The organism is Cupriavidus lacunae, from assembly GCF_003353055.1.
Lineage (GTDB): Bacteria > Pseudomonadota > Gammaproteobacteria > Burkholderiales > Burkholderiaceae > Cupriavidus > Cupriavidus lacunae.
In genome coordinates, this window is sequence record NZ_QKWJ01000018.1 from 1 (window position 1) to 17,352 (window position 17,352).

At 68.5% G+C, this 17,352-nt stretch carries 15 protein-coding genes; 7 read left to right on the plus strand and 8 right to left on the minus strand.

All coding sequences use genetic code 11. From position 1 onward, the window contains the following. The first annotated feature begins 203 nt into the window (after positions 1-203). Entirely contained in the window at positions 204-1,799 is a 1,596-nt protein-coding gene (locus DN412_RS16155; RefSeq protein ID WP_115212548.1) for a 3'-5' exonuclease family protein, read from the plus strand. 126 nt (positions 1,800-1,925) lie between these two features. Then, positions 1,926-2,354 carry a hypothetical protein gene (locus DN412_RS16160; protein ID WP_115212549.1) on the plus strand — a complete coding sequence of 143 codons (429 nt, stop codon included), beginning with the start codon at positions 1,926-1,928 and terminating at the stop codon, positions 2,352-2,354. Positions 2,355-2,378: 24 nt separating this feature from the next. Here DN412_RS16160 and DN412_RS16165 read toward each other — a convergent pair whose 3' ends face one another. The 3 genes from DN412_RS16165 to DN412_RS16175 all read right to left on the minus strand — a co-directional run bounded on the left by DN412_RS16165 (position 2,379) and on the right by DN412_RS16175 (position 5,197). Further along, the gene (locus DN412_RS16165; RefSeq protein ID WP_115212550.1) at positions 2,379-3,386 is read right to left on the minus strand and encodes a Bug family tripartite tricarboxylate transporter substrate binding protein; all 1,008 of its coding nucleotides are present in this window, start codon (positions 3,384-3,386) and stop codon (positions 2,379-2,381) included. A 138-nt stretch (positions 3,387-3,524) separates the two neighbouring features. Continuing rightward, complete coding sequence (locus DN412_RS16170; RefSeq protein ID WP_115212551.1) at positions 3,525-4,499, minus strand: pyridoxamine 5'-phosphate oxidase family protein; 975 nt, start codon at positions 4,497-4,499, stop codon at positions 3,525-3,527. Between the two features lie 56 nt (positions 4,500-4,555). Further along, complete coding sequence (locus DN412_RS16175) at positions 4,556-5,197, minus strand: glutathione S-transferase family protein (RefSeq protein ID WP_115212552.1); 642 nt, start codon at positions 5,195-5,197, stop codon at positions 4,556-4,558. A 98-nt stretch (positions 5,198-5,295) separates the two neighbouring features. On the opposite strand from DN412_RS16175, the gene DN412_RS16180 reads away from it, so the two are divergent. The 3 genes from DN412_RS16180 (at position 5,296) to DN412_RS16190 (ending at position 7,888) form a co-directional block, all read left to right on the plus strand. Continuing rightward, positions 5,296-6,198, plus strand: coding sequence for a LysR family transcriptional regulator (locus tag DN412_RS16180; protein WP_115212553.1), 903 nt, complete (start codon positions 5,296-5,298; stop codon positions 6,196-6,198). A 165-nt stretch (positions 6,199-6,363) separates the two neighbouring features. Next, positions 6,364-7,050, plus strand: a complete 687-nt coding sequence (locus DN412_RS16185; RefSeq protein ID WP_115212554.1) for a TetR/AcrR family transcriptional regulator — start codon at positions 6,364-6,366, stop codon at positions 7,048-7,050. 166 nt (positions 7,051-7,216) lie between these two features. Beyond that, positions 7,217-7,888, plus strand: a complete 672-nt coding sequence (locus DN412_RS16190; RefSeq protein WP_115212555.1) for a histidine phosphatase family protein — start codon at positions 7,217-7,219, stop codon at positions 7,886-7,888. A gap of 184 nt (positions 7,889-8,072) precedes the next feature. Here DN412_RS16190 and DN412_RS16195 read toward each other — a convergent pair whose 3' ends face one another. The 3 genes from DN412_RS16195 to DN412_RS16205 form a co-directional block, all read right to left on the minus strand. Continuing rightward, positions 8,073-9,248 (minus strand): acetyl-CoA C-acetyltransferase, encoded by a 1,176-nt coding sequence (locus tag DN412_RS16195; protein WP_115212556.1) that lies wholly within the window; start codon positions 9,246-9,248, stop codon positions 8,073-8,075. A 142-nt stretch (positions 9,249-9,390) separates the two neighbouring features. Next, positions 9,391-9,861: a PaaI family thioesterase gene (locus DN412_RS16200; RefSeq protein WP_115212557.1), complete on the minus strand. Its 471-nt coding sequence runs from the start codon at positions 9,859-9,861 to the stop codon at positions 9,391-9,393. A gap of 4 nt (positions 9,862-9,865) precedes the next feature. Next, complete coding sequence (locus DN412_RS16205) at positions 9,866-10,843, minus strand: NAD(P)H-dependent flavin oxidoreductase (protein ID WP_279635201.1); 978 nt, start codon at positions 10,841-10,843, stop codon at positions 9,866-9,868. A 211-nt stretch (positions 10,844-11,054) separates the two neighbouring features. Between DN412_RS16205 and DN412_RS16210 the strand changes: the two genes are divergently transcribed. Both DN412_RS16210 and DN412_RS16215 read left to right on the plus strand, forming a co-directional pair. Then, positions 11,055-11,930 carry a crotonase/enoyl-CoA hydratase family protein gene (locus tag DN412_RS16210; RefSeq protein WP_115212559.1) on the plus strand — a complete coding sequence of 292 codons (876 nt, stop codon included), beginning with the start codon at positions 11,055-11,057 and terminating at the stop codon, positions 11,928-11,930. A gap of 35 nt (positions 11,931-11,965) precedes the next feature. Next, positions 11,966-12,637, plus strand: a complete 672-nt coding sequence (locus DN412_RS16215; protein WP_115212560.1) for a nitroreductase — start codon at positions 11,966-11,968, stop codon at positions 12,635-12,637. Between the two features lie 11 nt (positions 12,638-12,648). On the opposite strand, the gene DN412_RS16220 is transcribed toward DN412_RS16215, so the two are convergent. Continuing rightward, positions 12,649-15,408: a winged helix-turn-helix domain-containing protein gene (locus DN412_RS16220; protein ID WP_115212561.1), complete on the minus strand. Its 2,760-nt coding sequence runs from the start codon at positions 15,406-15,408 to the stop codon at positions 12,649-12,651. A gap of 170 nt (positions 15,409-15,578) precedes the next feature. Continuing rightward, complete coding sequence (locus DN412_RS16225) at positions 15,579-17,126, minus strand: AMP-binding protein (protein ID WP_115212562.1); 1,548 nt, start codon at positions 17,124-17,126, stop codon at positions 15,579-15,581. Positions 17,127-17,352 lie beyond the last annotated feature (226 nt).

A 17,352-nucleotide genomic window follows, 5' to 3' on the forward strand; every position in this document is an offset into this window, starting at 1 on the left:
TTCAGCAATCTTTTTTTGCTGCGGCCGGCGCGCTGACTTCGCTGCGCCAACCTTCCCGGTCGACCCCGTAACCCGCGCCCCGTCTGCTTTGCAGCGCTGCGTTGTGTTGCGAGGGGGCGAATAATATGCGAGCACGGCGGGGTTGGCAAGGGGGTTTCTGAAAACTTCTTCGTGCCGCCATCAGCGACCCTTAAAATCGGCAGATGCCTGACCTGACAACTTACCAGCCATCGCGCCTGCCAGCGGACGGCGCCCGCTTGCTCGACGCCCAGTCTCTCGCCGCCGCGCTGTCGCGCCCTATCGTCTTTGTCGACCTGGAGACCACCGGCGCGGATGCCCAGCGCGACCGCATCACCGAGATCGGCGTGGTCGAGGTTGGCCCGGACGGTATCGTCGAATGGGATACCCTGCTCGACCCCGGCATGTCGATCCCGCCGTTTATCCAGCGCATGACCGGCATCAGCGACGACATGGTGCGCGGGCAGCCGACCTTCGATTCCCTGGCCGAGTCGCTCGCCGAGCGTCTGCAGGGCCGCCTGTTCGTGGCCCACAACGCGCGCTTCGACTACGGCTTCCTGAAGAACGCGTTCCGGCGCGCCGGCGTGACCTTCCGCGCCGATGTGCTGTGTACGGTAAGGCTGTCGCGCTCGCTCTTCCCTTCTGTCGAGCGTCATGGCCTGGATGCGCTGATCGCGCGCTTTGGCCTGACGCCCAAGGGCAGGCACCGCGCGCTGGCCGATGCCGAGCTGCTGTGGCAGTTCTGGCAGAAGATCCACGCCACCTATTCCGTCGAGCTGGTGGAATCGGCCGTGCGCACGCTGGTGCGGCGCGCGAGCCTGCCCGCCGGCCTGGAGGAGACCGCGCTGGAAGACGTGCCGGCCACGCCGGGTGTCTATATCTTCTACGGCGACCAGGACGTGCCGCTCTATATCGGCAAGAGCGTGCACCTGCGCCAGCGCATCGGCGCCCATTTCTCTGGCGACTACCGCTATGGCAAGGACATGCGGCTGGCCCGGCTGGTACGTCGTGTCGAATGGCGGGAAACCGGCGGCGAGACCGGAGCGCTGCTGCTGGAGGCGCAACTGGTAAAAGCCATGCAACCGGTGCACAACCAGCAGCTGCGCCGCAATACCCGGCTCTATGCCTGGGAGTTGCCGCAGCAGTTGCCGGTGCCGCGCCTGCGCTCCGATCGCGACACCGACTTCTGCCGGCAGCGCGACCTGTTCGGCGTATTCGGTAGCCGTGGCGCGGCCGAGGCACGCTTGCGCGCGCTGGCGCAGGAGCACGACCTGTGCATGGCAACGCTGTCACTGGAGAAGACCACGCGCCGTGGCAGCCCTTGCTTTGCGCGGCAGGTGCACCGCTGCGCCGGGGCCTGTGTCGGCGCGGAATCGCCGCGCGAACACCGCGCCCGGCTTGCCGCCGCGCTGGCGCCGATCGCGCTGGTGCCATGGCCCTTCGCGGGCCCGGTTGCCTGGCGCGAGCAACACGGCGCGCGCGCCTGGTGGCATGTTACCGACGAATGGTGCTACCTGGGCTGCGCGGCCACGCTGGAAGAAGCCCACGCACTGGCCGCCGCGCCGGCGCATTTCGACCTGGACACGTACCAGATCCTGGCGCCACGGCTGGCGCAATGGACAGCGGAGGCGGTGCCGCTGTCCGTGCAACGAGCTTTTACACTGACAGCACCCGAAGGGCCAGCCGAAGCCCCATGTCCGGCACGCACTGTACCGGCGCAGTCTGCGCGCAAGGCTCCTGCCGCAGCCGACCAGCAAACCCTGGGCCTGTTCGCCGACTAACGCCCGTTCGGCGCGGTCACCGCAGTCTGTGTGGCATCGCCCAAAACGCGCTTGCAACGGGTGTTGCGCCTCCGCTAGTCTCCACAGACCGGCCCTTGCCACCGGCTGCGCCGACGCGGAGTCACCATGCCTGCCAATCCAGCCCGACTTGTCCATGCCGCCAGCAAGCGGGCGCGCCTGGCCATCCTGTGGGCGGCAGTCCTTGCCGGCGCTTGTGCCGGGATCGGGACCAGCGCCATGCAGGACATCGTCGATTCCTGGAAGAACGTCCCCGTCGACGAAGCGAAGCGCCAGTGGGGTCCGCCTGAGGGGGTGCAGGCCCTGCCCAATGGCACGGCCTACGTCTGGACCGACACGGTGCCGGCCGCGCGGCCGCCGGGCAGCGGCCCGCGCGATGCCGGCGTGGAGCGCACGCCGGTGCCTGGCCAATGCCAGCGCAAGCTGGTGGCCGGTCCGGACGGCATCGTGACCGGTGGAGAGTGGCGCGGCGACGCCTGCTGCGTCACCACGCTGGTCGGCCGCTGCGCCCGGCTCAGGTACCGGGCGCGCGGCTGATCGCGGCCATCAGGCCGCCCCCGCTCAGTCGATACTGGCGCCCGACGCCTTGATCGCCTGCCCCCAGCGTTTCTGCTCGGTGGCGATGGTGGCGGCAAACGCCTCCGGCGACTGCCATGCCGGCTCGGCGCCCTGCTGCTCGAGCCTGGCCTTGGTGTCGGGATCGGCCAGCACCGTGCGCAGCGCGCCGGACAGCCGCGCGACCACTTCCTTGGGCGTGCCGGCCGGCGCCAGCATGCCGTAGAAGCCCACCACCTCGAAGCCTTTCAGCCCGGCCTCCTGCATCGTCGGCACATCGGGCAGCGCCGGCGAGCGCTGCGGCGAGGTCACCGCCAGCGCGCGCACCTTGCCCGCCTTGATGTACTGCGTGAACAGCGGAATCGAGTCGGCCATCATCTGCGCCTGGCCGCCCATCACGTCGGTCAGTGCCGGCGCGCTGCCCTTGTACGGGATATGGACGATGAAGGTGCCCGAAGCCTGCTTGAACATTTCCGGCATCAGGTGCGAGATACCGCCGTTGCCGCCCGAGGCGAAGTTCAGCTTGCCCGGATGGGCCTTGGCATAGCTGATAAAGGTCTTCAGGTCGCGCGCGGGCACGTTGTTGTTGATCACCATCACCAGCGGGATCAGCGCGGTGCGCGCCACCGGCGTGAAATCCTTCGGCATGCTGTAGGGCAGCTTGGGATAAAGCGAGTTGTTGATGGCCATCTGCCCGGTATTGGCCAGCAGCAGCGAGTAGCCGTCCGGCGCGGACTTGGCGACGTTGTCCGAGCCGATATTGCCGGCGGCGCCGGCCTTGTAGTCGATCACGATGGTCTGGCCCAGGATCGGCTGCAGCTTTTCGGCCAACAGGCGCGCATGGGTGTCGACCGGACCGCCGGGCGGAAATGCCACCACCAGCCGGATCGGCTTTTCCGGCCAGGCCGCCTGCGCGGCCCCCGCCGCCAGCGCCAGCGGCGCGGCGGCCAGGGCCAGCAGTGCGTGCTTCAGGATCTCCCGGCGGGCTTGCGGCTTGTTCTTCGTCTTATCCACGGTTGTTTTCTCCTTGATACAGGGCTGCCCGCCAGCGCCCTGGTCGGCGTGCTACGGACAGTTGCCATCCGATATTGTGACGCTTTTGTTACTTATTGATTTCATTTTTATGACAGCCAGAGGGAGTCGACCACCGGCTCAGCGCGCCGGCCACGCACCCGTGCCCGCCAGCACCGGAGAATATTCCCGAAAGCCGAACCGCAGCGGCAACACGGCCGGCCGCCGTACGACGCGCTCGACGTGCAGCCGCACCAGCCGCTCGGCGCCGGCGTATGAGGTCAGCTCCTCGCCCTCCCAGATCACCTCGGCACGCCCGCCCACATGCAGCAGCGAGCCCTCGGCAAAATCCGGCACCACGATCCCGGCACGCGGATTGGCCAGCAGGTTGCCGATGGTGTTGAAGAAGTTGTTGCCGTTGAAGTCCGGGAACGTCAGCGTACGGGCATCGTCCACGCGGATAAAGCCCGGCTTGCCGCCGCGGTGCGAGACATCGGCGCCGCCGGTGTGCTCGCCTTCGTCCTGCGGCGACGCGGTGTGGCTGGTGGCGATGAACAGCGTATCGGCGCCGCGCAGCCAGGCGATGGCCTGCTCGTCGAGCGCGTCGCTGTGCCAGGCCGGGTGCGTGGCCGCCGGCCTGGCAACGGTCACGTCGCGCAACTGGATATAGCGCGGGCAGTTGCCGAAGCTCTGCTCGACCTCGACCGTCAGCCCGCCCTCGTCGCGCGCCACGATGATCCCGTTGATGCGGTTGCGCCGGCGCGTAGGCAGCTCGATCCCGAGCAGGCCGATGCGCGCACCCTGCGCCAGGGCCGATGCCGCCGGGTCGGCGGGCAACAGCACGGCGTCGATGCGCAGGTGCTTGGCGTCAGGCGTATGCGCAAATCCCGGCGTCCCGGCCAGCATCGTGGCCCAGGGCAGCCCGTCGGCATCGACCGCACCAACCAGCAGGAACGGCAGCTGCGCAAAGAAGGTACGGTGCTGCTCCGGCATCTCGCCACGGATCACCCGCGGGCCGGACGCGGCCATGCGTTCGCGCTTGCCGGCGCGCGCCTGCGCAGCCAGTTCGCCGGCGTGGAATGGCAGGCCGGCGTGCGGCCAGGTGGGCAGGTCCATGATGGGCTCCCTCTCCTTGTCGGATGGATAGAAACGCTACGCGAGACCAGCAGGCATTACGCCGCCACGCCGACTTTCGATACCACCATCAGCACGAAGCCGGGCAAGGCTTCGATGCGGCGCAGCCAGGCATTCAGCGCCGGGTACGGCGCCAGCGACACGTTGCCTTCCCCGGCGCGGGCGATATAGCTGTAGGCGGCCACGTCGGCAATGGTGGCGTGATCGGCCGCCAGGAACGGCTGCCCGGCGAGCAGGGATTCCATCAGCGTGAACAGCCGCTGCGCGCGGGCGACGGCATCTTCCATCGGCACCGGCCGGCCGAACAGCACGCCCAGACGCGCCGCCGCCGGGCCGAAGGCGATCTCGCCGGCGGCGACCGACAGCCAGCGCTGCACACGCGCCGCGCCCACCGGGTCGCGCGGCAGCCAGCGGCCGTCGTCATAGCGCGTGGCCAGGTAGACCAGGATCGCATTGGAATCGCCAATGACCACGCCGTCATCGTCCAGCACCGGCACCTGGCCGAACGGGTTCAGGCGCAGGAAAGCCTTGCTGTGCTGCTCGCCGCCGCGCAGGTCGACGTCGACCAGTCGATACGGCAGGCCCAGCAGCCCCAGGAACAGTTCGGCGCGGTGCGCGTGGCCGGACACCGGCGAGCGGTACAGCACCAGCGGCTTGGCGGGGCAATTCGTCTCTTGCATGGCACTCTCCTCAACGGTTGGAACAGGCAGATTCTGGGCGCCGACGCCGCTGCAATAAATAGGGCCATTGATATTTAACTACTCCAAAAAATGGAGTAATGTGTGGCACCATGGACAAGCTACGCGCGATGCAGACCTTTGTGCGGATCGTCGACGAGGGCAGCCTGACGGCGGCCGCGACGACGCTGCATACCTCGTTGCCGGCGGTGGTACGCACGCTCGCGGCGCTGGAATCCGAACTGCAGGTGCGGCTGCTCAACCGCACCACGCGGCGGCTGTCGCTGACCGCCGAGGGGCGCAGCTACCTGGACAGCTGCCGGCGCATCCTGGCCACCATCGACGAGGTCGAGGCGGGCCTGACCGCCAGCCATGTCGAGCCCAGCGGCCAGCTCACGCTGACCGCCTCGGTGCTGTTCGGGCAGATGTACGTGGCGCCTGCCGTCACGCGTTTCGTTCAACGCTATCCGCGCGTGCGCTGCCGCATGGAGTTCACCGACCGCGTGGTGAACCTGCTTGAGGAAGACCTGGATGTGGGTGTGCGCATCGGCCCGCTGGCCGACTCCACACTGGTGGCGCAGACCGTCGGCCGCATCCGCCGTGTGGTGGTGGCCACGCCCGCCTACCTGCGCAAGCACGGCGTGCCGCGCCACCCCGAGGAACTGGCCAGCGCCAACTGCGTGCGCTTCACCGGCAGCCAGGCGCACTGGTGGACCTTTCGCGAAGGCGAACGGGAGTTCCATGTGCCGGTGTCGGGCAACCTGGAGTTCAACCAGACCGCACCCGCCGTGGCCGCCTGCGCCGAAGGCGCGGGCTTTGGCCACTTCCTGTCGTACCAGGTCGCGCAACTAGTACAGGAGCGCAAGCTGCGCATCGTGCTGGAAGAATTCGAGCAACCGGCATGGCCGCTGTCTCTGATCTATCCTCATGCGCGGCTGTTGCCGGCACGCACGCGCGCCTTTATCGAATGGATGCGGGATGACCTGGGCCCGCGTTTCAGCTAGCAAGGTACGCGGCGGCCAGCGGCGCGGCTTGCGCGCCGCATCGCCACCTCCCGCGCGACCCACCCACCCGCCGCGCCCGGCCCCACCCGACAAAGCCCTTGACGCGTCGCGGCGCGTACCGGTATTTTCAAAAACCGAATCCGAATTCGATTACGGAATATGCCAATGTCAGCGACCCAATCCGGCTTCCCCGCCAACGCCTCCTTTCCCCGTATCGATACGCCCTCGATCCTGCAGCCGCCGCGCCAGCGCCGCGCGCGCGAGACCGAGCAGGCCTTGCTTGGCGCGGGCCGCGAACTGCTTGCCTCGCGTGACTTTGCCGCCGTGTCGGTGGCGCAGATCGCCGCGGCATGCCAGGTGTCGGTGGGCGCCTTCTACGGCCGCTTTCGCGACAAGATGGCCTATTTCGAGGCGCTGCGCACGCTGGTGATGGAAGAAACCACAGTGTCGATCGACCGCTACCTGGCGCGGGAACGCTGGGAGGACGTGCCGACGCCGGTGCTGCTGGAGAAGGCTGCGCGCTTCATGGTGCTCGGCACGCTGGCCAACCGCGGCGTGATGCGGGCATCGCTGCGGCATGCGTCCACGCGGCCCGAGGAATGGCTGCCGCACCGCCAGAACGGCGAAGCCATCGTGGAGCGCATGGTGCAGTTGCTGGTGCCGCGCCTGGAACTGCCGGCCGACACAGCAGAACTGCGCGTGCGCTTTGCCATGCAGGCGGTGTTCAGCGTGCTGGTCAATGCCGTGCTCAACCAATCCGGCCCGCTGCACCTTGACGACGAGCGGCTGATCACGGAACTCAACCGCCTGATGGCTGGCTATCTCGGCGTCACCTTCGCCGAGCCGGCCTGAGCACACCGCTGGCAAGCGCCACCGCGCGGTAATGCAGCCAGGCCATGGCTGCTATGAATTGCGCAATGCTTGCTTGGCTGGCGGGCCTGCACTCCCTAGAATGTGCCCACGCCGGGCCCTGTGCCCGGCCCAGCCCTATCCGCCTCAACGTTCACCGGGACCGCTCATGGCCACGCTTTTCCTCGTCCGGCACGGACAAGCCTCGTTTGGCGCCACCAACTACGATTGCCTGTCACCGACCGGCCGCCAGCAAGCGCGCTGGCTGGGCGAGTATTTCCGTGAGCGCGGTGTCAGCTTCAGCCGGGTAGTGGCCGGCACGCTGGTGCGCCAGCAGGACACCGCTACAGAAATCCTGGCCGGCATGGGGCAGCAGGCAGCGATCATTTCGCACCCTGGCCTGAACGAATACGACGGCGAGGCGCTGTATCGTTGCCATACCGGTGGTGCTGACCATCGCGCGCACCAGAACGGCGATTACAACGATTACTGGCGCACATTCCGCGCGGCCTATGCCGCGTGGACCCAGGACGGACTGGCCGACATGCCCGAAAGCTGGGCGGACTTCGGCGCCCGCATTGCCGGCGCCCTGGCACATGCGAGCGAAGGCACCACGCGCGAAGATGCCATTCTGGTGGTGAGTTCCGGCGGCGCCATCGGCCGCGCCACCGCCGACCTGCTGGGCGCACCGGCCCAGGCCGCCATCGAAATGAACCTGCAGTTCCGCAATACGGCGTTCTGCGAGATCATCGTCGGCCGCGGCGTGCAGCGGCTGCTGAGCTTCAACAACGTGCCGCACCTGGAACGCGCCGACCGGCGCAGCGCAGTGACCTTCGCCTGACACGCGCCGCGCCACACCGAGCCACACGCAAACAAAAAGGCCGCACGATCGCGGCCTTGCTGTTCCGGCTGCTGGCGCGGGCACTTTGACATGCCCGCGCCGCCGGTCCTTCTCCCTTCACTACTCGTTACTGCGGCAATTCCTGCGTGGCGTGCCTGCGCGGCACGCCACGGATCTGACAGCTTTACAGACGCTCGATGATGGTCACGTTGGCCAGCCCGCCGCCTTCGCACATCGTCTGCAGGCCGTAGCGCTTGCCATGCGTATGCAGCGCATGCACCAGCGTGGTCATCAGCTTGGCGCCCGAGCCGCCCAGCGGATGGCCCAGCGCGATTGCGCCGCCATGCACGTTCAGGCGTTCCGGATCGGCGCCAGTGGCCTTCAGCCAGGCCAGCGGCACCGGGGCGAAGGCTTCGTTGACTTCGAACAGGTCGATATCGCTGATGCGCAGGCCGGCCCGCTTGAGCGCGACTTCCGTGGCCGGCAGCGGTGCTTCCAGCATCACGACCGGGTCATGGCCGATCACGGTCATGCTGTGCACGCGCGCCAGCGGCTTGACGCCCAGCTTCTTCAGGCCGGCTTCGTTGACCACCATCAGGCCCGCGGCGCCGTCACAGATCTGGCTGGCGGAAGCAGCGGTCACGCGGCCGCCTTCGGCGATCAGCTTGACGCTGCCGATGCTTTCCAGCGTGGCGTCATAACGGATGCCTTCGTCGGTGGTGTGCATTTCGCCGTTGGCGCCGTCGGCCGTGCGCACTTCAACCGGCAGAATTTCGGCAGTGAAGCGGCCCGCCTTGGTGGCGGCGATGGCGCGGTGGTGGCTCTGCAGCGCGTAGGCATCGAGCTGTTCGCGCGACAGGTCGTACTTGCGTGCGATCATTTCGGCACCGGTGAACTGGCTGAACTGCACACCGGGGTAGCGCGTCTCGATACCCGGGCTCTTGGGCACGCCGAAGCCGTTCTTGGCCGGCAGTTGCGACGACAGGCCCATCGGCACGCGCGTCATGCTTTCCACGCCGGCGGCGATGACGATGTCCATCGCGCCCGACATCACCGCCTGTGCGGCAAAGTGCAATGCCTGCTGCGACGAACCGCACTGGCGGTCCACCGAGGTGCCCGGCACGCTTTCAGGCAGGCGCGAGGCCAGGATGGCATTGCGCGCCACGTTGCCGGCCTGCTCGCCGACCTGGCTCACGCAGCCCATGATGACGTCGTCGACCAGCGCCGGGTCGGCGCCAGTGCGCTCCACCAGCGCGTTGAGCACCTGCGCGGCCAGGTCGGCCGGATGCCAGCCCGACAGCTTGCCGCCCTTGCGGCCGCCGGCGGTACGGACCGCCGCGACGATATATGCCTCTGCCATGTGTTCTCCTTGGTTCGGTGCGGGCCGCCGGAGCAGCCGTTGAGTTGTGCGGAATGCCGGCGTGGGTGCCGGCAGCGTCGATGGGTATTGTTGCGCCGCGGGTGGCGGCAAGCGTCGTCGGAAGCGACGATGTTGCCGCGCCTCAGGCGCGCGGCGCCAGCACCGCGAAGATCGCGGTCGCGCGCAGCAGGCAGCGCTCGCCGCTGACCAGCCGGCAGGTGCCATAGCGCAGGCGGGAGCCGAGCTTGTCGAACTCCACGCGCGCTTCCACCCAGTCGCCCAGTCGGGCGGAATCGAGGTAGTCCAGGCTCAGATTGACTGTCACCGCGCTCTTGGCGCGCCCGGTTTCCAGCGACATCATCATGCCGATGGCGGTATCGGCCAGCGTCGCCAGCATGCCGCCGTGCGGAATGCCCAGGTTGTTCAGGTGGCTCTCGTCGATACGCACCGCCAGCGTGCGGCGTCCGGCGTGCAGGTAGAGCTGGCCGAAACCGGCCATGTAGCCGCTCATCTGGCGCAGCGGGACGAAGCCCTCCGGCACGTCCGCGTCGGCGGCTTCTCCCGGCGCGGCGATGGCCCGGGTCATCGCCGCCTCGATCTCGGCTTCGGCCATGGCGTCAGGCGAAGCAGCGCGAAGCCACGCTGAGATGCTCGCGGCAATCGGCCACCATGCGCGTGATCAGTTCTTCGCAGCTGGGCACGTCGTCGATCAGGCCCACGCACTGGCCGGCGCTGATGATGCCGCCGTCGGTCTCGCCCGCCTTGAGCGCGGCCCTGCCGCGCACGCCGGCGACCAGGTGCTTGACGTCCTCGAACTGCGCGCCGCCCGGGCGGCGTTCGATGCTCACCACCTCGTCCGACACGGCGTTCTTGAGCACGCGCGCGGTGTTGTGCAGCGTGCGGAAGATCAGGTTGGTGTCGCGCTCGCTGGCCTGCACCAGCGCCTGCTTGACGTTATCGTGGATCGGCGCCTCGCGCGTGGCGCAGAAGCGCGTGCCCATGTTGACGCCCTCGGCGCCCAGCACCAGCGCCGCCGCCATGCCGCGCCCGTCGGCGATGCCGCCCGAGGCGATCACGGGGATCGACAGCTTGCGCACGGCCTGCGGGATCAGCACCATGCCGGGCACGTCGTCCTCGCCCGGATGGCCGGCGCATTCGAAGCCGTCGATCGACACGGCATCCACGCCCAGGCGCTCGGCCGACAGCGCATGGCGCACCGCCACGCACTTGTGGATCACCGTGATGCCAGCGGCCTTGGCGCGGGCGATATGTTCCTTGGGGTTGTTGCCGGCGGTTTCCAGCACCTTGACGCCGCCCTCGATAATGACGTCGAGGTAGCGTGCGTACGGCGGCGGGTTGATCGACGGCAGCAGGGTCAGGTTCACGCCGAACGGCTTGTCGGTCATCTCGCGGCAGCGGCGGATCTCGTTGGCCAGGTCCTCGGGCGTGGGCTGCGTCAGCGCCGTGAGGATGCCCAGCCCGCCGGCGTTGGAAACGGCGGCGGCCATTTCGGCGTAGCCAACCCATTGCATGCCGCCCTGGATGATCGGGTAGCGGATGCCAAGCAGTTCGGTGATTCGTGTCTTCATGGTTATCCCTTTGCTGTCTGTGCCGGCAGGGCGCGCGGTGATACGGTGTGGGTGTGCCGGTCCTGCCGATTGATCCACGTCAGTCTACGGCCAGGCGCCAATTCCCGGCCTCGTCGGAAGCGACGATTGCGGGCGACGCATTCTGCACTAGTGTTGGCCGAACCCCTTTGCGCGTATTCCTCCTTCCCCCTTCTCTGTACTTTCAGCAGGAGCCCCCATGACGCAAGCCACGCCTTCGTTCGAAACCCTGCGCTACGCCGTTGAAGACGGTGTCGCCACCATCACCCTGCACCGCCCCGACCAGTTCAATGCCTTCACCGCGCAGATGATGCATGAGCTGATCGCCGCGTTCGACGCCACCGATGCAGACGACAACGTGCGCGCCGTGATCGTCACCGGCTCGGGCCGCGCCTTCTGCGCCGGCGCCGACCTGTCCGGCGGCAGTTCCACCTTCGATTTCGAGAAGCGCTACGGCGCCAGCCCCGACACCGCGCACCGCGACGGCGGCGGGCGCGTGTCGCTGCGCATCTTTCGCAGCCTCAAGCCGGTGATCGCCGCGGTCAACGGCGCCGCAGTGGGCGTGGGCGTGACCATGCAGCTGCCGATGGATATCCGGCTGGCGTCGACCGACGCCAAGTTCGGCTTTGTCTTCGCCCGTCGCGGCATCACGCCCGAAGCGGCGTCGTCGTGGTTCCTGTCGCGCGTGGTCGGCATCTCGACCGCGCTGGAATGGTGCTATACCGGCCGCGTGTTCTCCGCCCAGGAGGCGCATGAGCGCGGCCTGGTGCGTTCGCTGCACGCGCCCGAAGACCTGCTGCCGGCCGCCCAGGCCATTGCCCGCGAGATCGCCGCCAATGCCGCGCCGGTTTCGGTGGCGATCTCGCGGCAGCTGATCTGGCGCATGGCCGGCGCGAGCCACCCGATGGAAGCGCACAAGCTCGACAGCCGCGCGATCCAGTCGCGCGGCCGCTCCGCCGACGTGAAGGAAGGCGTCAGCGCCTTCCTGGAAAAGCGCCCCGCCGCATTCCCGGAGACCGTGTCGCACGACATGCCGGACTTCTTCGACTGGACCGGCGAGCCGCCCTTCATCTGAAGCGCGCCCCGTCGAGCAACTTTTCCGGAATCCGCATGAAAGTCAGCCAAGCCATCGCCAGCCGCAAGTCCGTCCGCGGCTTCCTGCCCCGGGCCGTTGCGCCCGACACCATCCGGCGCGTGCTCGACGCCGCCGCGCGCGCCCCCTCCGGGGGCAACCTGCAGCCCTGGCATATCCATGTCGTCGGCGGCGAGGCGCTGGAGCGCCTGCGCGGCATCATGCGCGAGCGCATCGCCGCGGCGCCCACCGGCGAAGCGCGCGAGTACGACATCTACCCGCGCGAGCTGGTCTCGCCCTACCGCGACCGCCGCTTCCAGGTGGGCGAGGCGCTCTACCACTACCTGGGCATCCCGCGCGAGGACAAGGCGCGGCGGCTGGCGCAGTTTGCCAACAACTTCACCTTCTTCGGCGCGCCGCTGGCGCTGTTCTGCACGGTGGACCGGCGCATGGGGCCGCCGCAATGGTCGGACCTGGGCATGTACCTGCAGACGGTGATGCTGCTGCTGCGTGAAGAAGGGCTGGACAGCTGCGCGCAGGAATGCTGGGCGATGTACCCGCAGACTATCGGCGAGTTCCTGTCGCTGCCGGCCGAACGGATGCTGTTCACCGGCATGGCAATCGGCTATGAAGACCCCGAGTCGCCCGCCAACCAGCTGCGCGCCGAGCGCGCGCCGCTGGATGAATTCACGGAGTTCATGGGCATCTGAGCCGCGCCGGCTCAGAGCAGCCCGAGCTGGCGCGCAATGGCTACCGCCTGGGTGCGGTTGCTGGCGTGCAGCTTGGCGCTGATATTGCGCAGGTGCGTGCGCACCGTGGTCTCGGACACGAACAGGCGCTCGGCCATGGCCACGTTGGAGTAGCCCTCGGCCAGCAGGTGCAGCACCTTCTGCTCCTTGGGCGTGAGCGGCTCCACCAGCGCCGCCGGTGCAGGCCGGCCCGCGCCGGGGGGCTGCTCACCGGCGGCCTGGCCGCAGGCAAGCAGCAGCTTTTCCACGTAGGGGGCAGGCAGGTTGGCTGACTGGCGCGAGCAAGCGTCGGCCACCAGCCGGCGCACATCGTCGCCCTCGTCGGCAAAGATGCGGACAAAGCCTTCGGCGGCGCCGAAGCGCAGCCCTTCGCCCATCACCACCAGCGCGTGCGCGCCATCGCCGGTGCGCTGGCACGCCTGCGCCAGCAGGATGCGCAGCTTGAGCGCGCGGCGCATCAGCTGGTTGCCGGCGGCCGCCGCCAGTTCGCGCTCGATCGCCTCGCGCACCGGCGTGCCGGGGCGCGCATGCAGGTCCAGCCGCAGCCGGCCAAGGGTGATGTCCTCGACATCGCTGGCAAACGAACTGACCCCGGGGCGCGTGCGCCACAGCGCCGGATCGGCGGCGCGTTCGATCGCCTCCTGCGCAGCGTGGACATTGCCCTGGCGTAGCGCCAGGCGGGCGCGTTCCAGCATCGCCGCCATCACCAGCCGCGTCAGCCCGCGGTGGTGGCCCAGCGCCTCCAGTTGCGCCAGCCATTCGTGCGCCTGGTCGGCCTCGCCGCGCTCGAAGGCAATGCGGGCCAGCACCGTGTGCCCGGTGATGATCTGGTCGGGCAGCCCGAGGTCGCGCGACAGCGGCAGGTAGACGTTGAGCAATCGGCTGGCGCGCTCGGAATCGCCGCTCTCGTACAGGCCTTCGGCCAGCAGGATGCCGGCCATGGCGTTGCCGTTGGTGGGCCCGAAGCGGTTCGGCAGCATCGTGCTGGCGGCGATGCGAAACCGTGCCAGTGCCTGCTGCAAGCGCCCTTGCCGCAGGTCGATCAGCCCTTCGACCGATTCCGAGAAGATCTTGTTGAAATTGCTGTCTGAACCGCGCACCGCATGCCGCGCCACCTGCAGCAGCCGGCGCGCCTCGGGGTAGTCGCCGGCCACCGCGGCCAGGCGCGCCATCGAGGTGGCCAGGATCGCATCGGGGAAGGCATAGCCCATCGGCAACGGCGGCAGCTCATTGCGGGCGAAGGCGCGGGCGTCGTCGAAGCGGTCCATCATGTTCAGCAGCATATGGCGCAGCGCGCGGATATGCGCCAGCAGATCGCCGGCCGCGCCCTCGGTGGGGATCTCCTGCAGCAGGGCGATGGCTTCGGCCGGTCCGCGCGTGAATGACACCGCCCAGACGCGCGCGATCTGCAGCTTGGGCCAGCGCGCCAGCTCGTCGGCAGGCATCGCTTCCAGCCAGCGTGTCAACAGCCGCATGCGGCCCTGCGCCAGCAGGTCGTCCGCGGCGCCATCCAGCAACGGCAGCGCGTGCGCCAGCGCACCGGCCGCGAAAGCATGCTCGATGGCGGGCACCGGGCGCCCCTGCGACTCATACCAGCGCGAGGCCGACAGGTGCAGTTGCGGCACGGCCTCGGGCATGGCTTGCGCCAACTGGCCGCGCAGAAAGCCGGAAAAGAGGCTGTGATAGCGATACCACTGTTCGGGCGCGGCACCCGAGCCGCGCTCGCCATAGCGTTCGCTCTCCAGCGGCAGCAGGAACAGGTTAGCGCGCTCCAGCCAGACCAGGATCTCGTCGCTGCTGCCGGCCACGGCGGACTGGCACACCGCATCGCACAGCGGCCCGCACAGCTGGTCCAGGATCGAGGTGCGCAACAGGAAGTCGCGCACCGCCTCGGGCAGGTGCAGGAATACGTCTTCGACCAGGTAGTCGGCGATCGCCGCGTTGGAGCCGGAGAAGCCGGCGATAAAGCCCTCTGGCTGGCTGCGCCGCTCCAGCGCCACCGACGCCAGCCACAAGGCCGTGGCCCAGCCTTCGGTGCGCCGGTGCAGCACGCTGATGGCCGCCTGCTCCAGCTTCAGCCCACGCGCCTGGCGCAGGAAGGATGCGGTTTCGCCGGCGGAAAAGCGCAGCTGCGCGGGTTCGATCTCAAGCAGTTCCCCCCGCGCGCGCAGTCGGCCCAGGCCGGTTTCCGGCACCCAGCGCGTGCCGATCACCACGCGGCAGCCGGGCGGCAGGCTTTCCACCAGTTGCCAGACCAGTCCGGCCACGGCATCGTTCTGGATCGCTTCGAAGTCATCAAGGAACAGCGTGAAGTCGCCGTGATGGCTGGCCAGGCGGTCGATCAGCGCGAGCGCCTGCTCGCCGGCATCTTGCGCCAGCAGCCCGTGCGCGGACCGGCCGGGGCCGCCGCCCAGGCCCTGCGCGATGGCGGCCTCGACCGAGCCGAGAAAGCGCGAGGCATCATTGTCCGAACGGTCCAGCGTCAGCCAGGCGGTGCGCCCGCCCGCGGCCTCCAGGCGCGCGCGGCACTGGAGCATGGCCGTGGTCTTGCCAAAGCCCGCCGGCGCGCGCACCAGGACAAGCTTGACGAAGCCCGCCGCGCACACGGCATCGCAGATCGCCGCGCGCTCGACCTGGAACGGGGTCAGCAGCGGCGGACGCAGTTTGGCCGCCAGCGATGCGGCGCCCGCCGGTGGCGGCGTGCGCCGTCCGGTCTCCTCGATACTTGCCATTGGCTGTTGTCGTCTCCCGCACATCGCTGCCGTTGCAGGCAGCACAATGCGCCCGCCCGGCGCTGCGGATACAGGCGGGCGCCCGTGGCTGTGATGTAACGGAGGATTATGACGTAAACCGCTGCACTCGCGAAAACGCGGGCAGCGGCGATGTGCCCCGGGCCTTGGACCTACACCAGCCTGTTGCCATGGCCGGCCCAGTAGCGGTCGCGCAGCAGCCGCTTGAGCAGCTTGCCGGTCGGCAGGCGCGGCAACTCGGCTTCGAAGTCGACCGAGCGCGGGCACTTGATGGCCGACAGGTTGGCGCGGCAGAACGCGATCAGTTCCGCGGCGAGCTCGGGCCCGGCCAGGCCCATATCGGCCAGTTGCACCACGGCCTTGACCTCTTCGCCGAAATCTTCGTTGGGCACCCCGATCACGGCCACATCCATCACCTTCGGGTGCGTCATCAGTAGGTTCTCGGCTTCCTGCGGGTAGATGTTGACACCACCGGAGATGATCATGTTGGCCTTGCGGTCGGTCAGGTACAGGTAGCCGTCCGCATCCACGTAGCCGACATCGCCGATGGTGCTCCAGTCCGGCTGCTGCGGGTGGCGCGACTCCGCGGTCTTGGGCTCGTCGTTGTGGTACGCAAAGGCGCGACCTTCGGCAAAGTAGATCGTGCCCGACTCGCCCGGCGGCAGCAGCGCGCCGTCCGGCCCGCAGATGCGCAGCTTGCCGATCATGGCCCGCCCCACCGTGCCCTTGCGCTCCAGCCACTCCGGCGTGCTGACCACGGTCACGCCATTGCCCTCCGTCCCGGCGTAGTACTCCCAGATCACCGGTCCCCACCACGCGATCATGGCTTCCTTGACCTGCACCGGGCACGGCGCGGCCGCGTGGATCGCCACGCGCAGCGACGACACGTCACAGGCCTGCCGCTGTGCTTCGGGCAGCTTGAGCATGCGCGAGAACATCGTCGGCACCAGTTGCGTATGCGTGATGCGGTGTTCCTGCACCAGCCGCAGGTAGTGCTCGGCATCGAAATGCTCCATCACCACCGCGGTGCCGCCCAGCGCCTGCACCGTCATGTTGTAGCGCAGCGGCGCCGCGTGATACAGCGGCGCGGGCGACAGGTAGCGCGTCCCGGCGTCGAAGCCATAGAGCCGCTGGCACAGGCTCGTCAGGCTCGTGGGAGCCTCGATGTTCGGACTCGACGGCGACGCGTACACGCCCTTGGGCCGGCCGGTGGTGCCGGACGAATACAGCATGTCGCCGCCGGTCACTTCGTCATGGATGCGCGTTGCCGGGCAGCGCGCCAGCGCGGCCTCATAAGCGTCATAGCCCGGCACCGTGCCGTCCAGCATCAGCCTTGCGCGCAAAGCCGGGGTCTGGCCCGTCAGCGCCCCGGCAATCTCCGCCTGCGCGTGCGTGGTGACCAGCAGTTGGGCGCCGCTGTCATTGACGATATAGGCGGCATCGGCCGCGTTCAGCCGTGTGCTCAGGCAGATATAGACAATGCCGCTGCGCTGCGCGCCCCAGCACAGTTCGAACAGGCGCGGATGATTCTCCACCATGAAGGCCACGCGATCACCGGGCTGCAGCCCCAGGCTGCGGAACAGGTGTGCCACCTGGTTCGAGCGCTCGTCCAGTTCGCGATAGGTGACGACCGCGCCGCTGCTGCCCATGATGACGGCTGGTTTGTCGGGCGTGCGCTGCGCGTGGATGTGCGGATGCATGGCGTGGAACTCCTCGACGGGTGTTGGTTTGTTGGCGGAAGCTGATCCCGCATTCTCGGAATCCTGGCCGGTTCAACAATCGTCGGAAGCGACGAAGCGGCACTGCCGCCGTTTTGCCGCAGTGCCGCAAAAACGGGCCGCAGGCAGCTTCGTCCGATGCGACGATGCGCCGCGGGGCGGCTTGGCCGGATGATCCCGCCCAGACTACCGCAATCACGCCTCCCCC